This is a genomic window from Microcystis sp. M53598_WE2, from assembly GCF_030067735.1.
Lineage (GTDB): Bacteria > Cyanobacteriota > Cyanobacteriia > Cyanobacteriales > Microcystaceae > Microcystis > Microcystis aeruginosa.
Genome location: NZ_JASJFE010000050.1, coordinates 1 through 3,114 on the forward strand (window position 1 = coordinate 1; position 3,114 = coordinate 3,114).

The following is a 3,114-nucleotide window of genomic DNA, read 5'->3' on the forward strand; positions in this document are numbered from 1 at the left end:
AATTTTGCACGACTACTTAGCAGTTATCTTAATTGTGAGGTACAAACTCTCTGGTTTTGGGGAGTCGTTATCTTGAAGATAAAGGCTGTGGTAAAGTAAAAACCAAGAAAGAAAGCCAGTATTTATTCTTCAAAATCATTGACTAAAATAACGCAGTCCCTTTACCAATCTTTCTACTGCCGTTAAAGCCGTTTCTGGAGATAAAGCACCGTAGGCAAGACGCAAATAACAGCCTTCTGTTATCCCAAAAGTTGAACCGGGTAACACCGCCACCCGCTGCCGCTCAATTAAAGTTTTAACTAACTGAAAATCATTCTTGTCTGTGGTAATTTTCAGGAAAAAATAAAAAGCCCCTTCCGCAGTGGCAACATCACAGATATCGCCGATTGATTCTAGAGCATTCAGGCAAATTTCTCTAACTTGACTGATAGTTTTTAACTCTTCTAAAGGATAGCTTTTACCCACCTGTAACGCCCCTAGGGCCGCGTATTGCGAAACCACCGGCGGACAGATTAAAATAGTATCCTGAATCTTATTAATCGCCTCAGATAAATGTTCTGGTACTACCATATAACCAATGCGCCAACTGGCAAAACCGTAGGCTTTTGAGAGACTAAATAAGGAAATAGTCCAGGATTCACTACCAACAATTGCCGCCGGGGAAAAGTGGCGGGCATGGTTATAGGTAAAATACTCATAGGCCTCATCATGAATGTGATAGATGCCTTTTTTTTGACAGATTCGATTGACTTCTCTTAGGGTATTTTCTGGATAAACTACTCCCGTGGGATTATTAGGAGAAATCGTCACCACTGCCTTAGTTTTTTCCGTGATTGCCTCTTCAATGGCGGCCGGACGCAATTGATAATTTTTGTCTGTGGCAACCAAAATAACTTGACAATCAGCCATTTTTATGGCCATTTCATGATTGAAATAAAAGGGAGTGTTGAGAATAATTTCATCCCCCGGGGAAGTAATGGCTAAAATGGCATTCATAAAGGCCATATTACTGCCCGCCGTCACAAAAATTGCCTGTTTATCGCTGATTTCTACCCGATTATCTTCGGCTAGTTTTTGCCGAATTACTGCTAATAAGGGGGGAATTCCCGCCACAGATTGATATTGATGATTTTTGGGATTGGCTAAAAATAAAGATAGAGATTCGATCGCCTCCCGGGGTGGATCATAGGAAACAACCCCTTGACCTAGGGAAATAGTGCCGGGGTTCGCTTTAATTAATTGACCGACCACGGGAATAATCGGTGTTTGTACCCCGTCCATGCGGGAGAGAAGGTCTTTCATTAAAGTAATCAATGGAGCCGAGCAGAGTCGAACTGCTGTCCAAATTAGGTATTGACTGTCCGTTCATTCACAGGTTTAGTTTCGATTACCCTCGAAACGGGGACTGTCACTTATCCCGGACAGTGGGATGCTCTAGTTAAAGCTTAGACGGTTAACTAACTAGAGAAAGTTAAACGTGGCATCCGTTGGGGGTTTATCCATAGTCCTTAACGGAGTCAAACTATGAATGCTCGAGTCGATTAGAGACTATTAGGCAGCTACAGGAGCGGCTTTACGAGCGAAAGGAACGATGTTGTTCGCATTTACTTTTTGTTTGAGCCTTTGATTTACGAGAGGAGACTCACTCTCGACCTGTATCACGGGGGAGCTTTCGCTAACCTGTCGAAACCGTTACGGCCCCTTGTGCTTACATTCTGATTATAGCATATTTTTTGATTAAGCTAATTTCGGCTCAATTGAGGATTTTTCCCTTCCCAGGCGTTAGAGCCTGGCTAGATCGGTAAAAAAGGTTTTTATCGCTGATTTTTGGGAAAGTTATCCTATATTTGCGATCCAGCTGCCATGGTTGATGCCGAAGTTGCCTCAACTCTGAACATTTTATGAAGATGCCCTGGCGTGGACGAGAGTGTAATTAATCCGTAAAGCTTCTACACGGGCGAAATGTTGAATATTACCCGTAACCAGTTCTAGATTAGATTGAATCGCCGTGGATGCGATCTGTAAATCGGCATGGGCGAGAATATTTCCCTGTTGTTCTAGTTGCGCTTGAATTTCTCCGTAAATTTTCGCTGTCAAGCGATCGAATGGCAGGATCGTGAATTCGGGGATAATTCTCGTTTCGATTTTTTCCAGAAAATCATTGCGCTTGGGGGAACGGAACGCACCTTTATATAGTTCGGCGATCGTGATACTGCTAGTATATTGATTTTCTCGATCTAGCGATCGTAACCATTGCAGATAGTCCAGTAGCGGGCGCTTGCGTAACATCTCTGAAATAGCATCGGTATCAAAGAGATAAGCCATCAGGTTCTCTCGTCCAAGATATTATCCAGTTCTTCGGCTAATTCTTCGGAATCTTCCCAATTTTCGCTTAAATTCGCTAACCCTCCCCTCTGACGAGCGCTTCTCAGTCGTTGCAATTGTCGGATATCTTCGTAACTCACTAGGGCAGCCACGGGTTTGCCGTAGCGGGTGATGACAACGTAGCCCTCTTGGAGAGCAAGATCGATCGATTCGGAAAGACGCGCTTTCACTTCGGCTGTCGAGAGGATTTTTGTCATTGATCTTAAGTTGGACATCTTGACCATAATAATTCTAGTATATCGATTTCCACTCATACCAGAGTCGATTCAAGGTTGATGCGCGATCGGCGGCGTTGTCAAGTTTGAAGATGATCGCGTATCGGAGCAGCATTGAAAACGCTTTGAGAGCAGGGCTTTCCTTGTGTCGCCATTCATTCTTCATATTCTGTCTGATCTTCTCACTTCCCCTCCCGACCACCGACTCCTAACCCCATCAACAAACTTATTTTGAATGGCCACCTATCAACAATCTATCTCCATACCACAATTTAGCCATTTTGTCAAAAAAAATTTGACTTTGCAACAAAACTACACAAAAATTAGATCAACGTTGTTCGGAAAAAAAGGGAGAATTGGCGGAACTGTTTGGTTTTGCCCAAGGGAAAAGTCTAGATTTAGCAAGGGTTTTAAGACAACCCAGATCATTAAAACCCTAAAAATTACAATAAGAGGCATCATAGCATAATGCAAAATTATACCAGAATCGCTGGAAGTATTGCAACCTCGTAAA

The 3,114-nt window shown here is 42.9% G+C and carries 3 protein-coding genes and 1 other RNA gene; all 4 read right to left on the reverse strand.

The genetic code is table 11. The features are described from left to right. Positions 1-135: 135 nt before the first annotated feature. The 4 genes from PX636_RS01200 to PX636_RS01215 all read right to left on the reverse strand — a co-directional run bounded on the left by PX636_RS01200 (position 136) and on the right by PX636_RS01215 (position 2,600). Positions 136-1,302, reverse strand: a complete 1,167-nt coding sequence (locus PX636_RS01200) for a pyridoxal phosphate-dependent aminotransferase (RefSeq protein WP_288115965.1) — start codon at positions 1,300-1,302, stop codon at positions 136-138. A gap of 9 nt (positions 1,303-1,311) precedes the next feature. After that, positions 1,312-1,702: a transfer-messenger RNA gene (gene ssrA / locus PX636_RS01205) on the reverse strand. A 197-nt stretch (positions 1,703-1,899) separates the two neighbouring features. Beyond that, positions 1,900-2,325, reverse strand: coding sequence for a type II toxin-antitoxin system VapC family toxin (locus tag PX636_RS01210; RefSeq protein WP_002757933.1), 426 nt, complete (start codon positions 2,323-2,325; stop codon positions 1,900-1,902). Then, complete coding sequence (locus PX636_RS01215; protein WP_223210417.1) at positions 2,325-2,600, reverse strand: type II toxin-antitoxin system Phd/YefM family antitoxin; 276 nt, start codon at positions 2,598-2,600, stop codon at positions 2,325-2,327. Before PX636_RS01215 ends, PX636_RS01210 begins: the two co-directional genes overlap by 1 nt. Positions 2,601-3,114: the final 514 nt, after the last annotated feature.

Coding starts and splice junctions, on each gene's coding strand:
- PX636_RS01200 (WP_288115965.1), bottom strand. CDS start 1,302: ATGAAAGACCTTCTCTCCCGCATGGACGGGGTACAAACACCGATTATT.
- PX636_RS01210 (WP_002757933.1), bottom strand. CDS start 2,325: ATGGCTTATCTCTTTGATACCGATGCTATTTCAGAGATGTTACGCAAG.
- PX636_RS01215 (WP_223210417.1), bottom strand. CDS start 2,600: ATGTCCAACTTAAGATCAATGACAAAAATCCTCTCGACAGCCGAAGTG.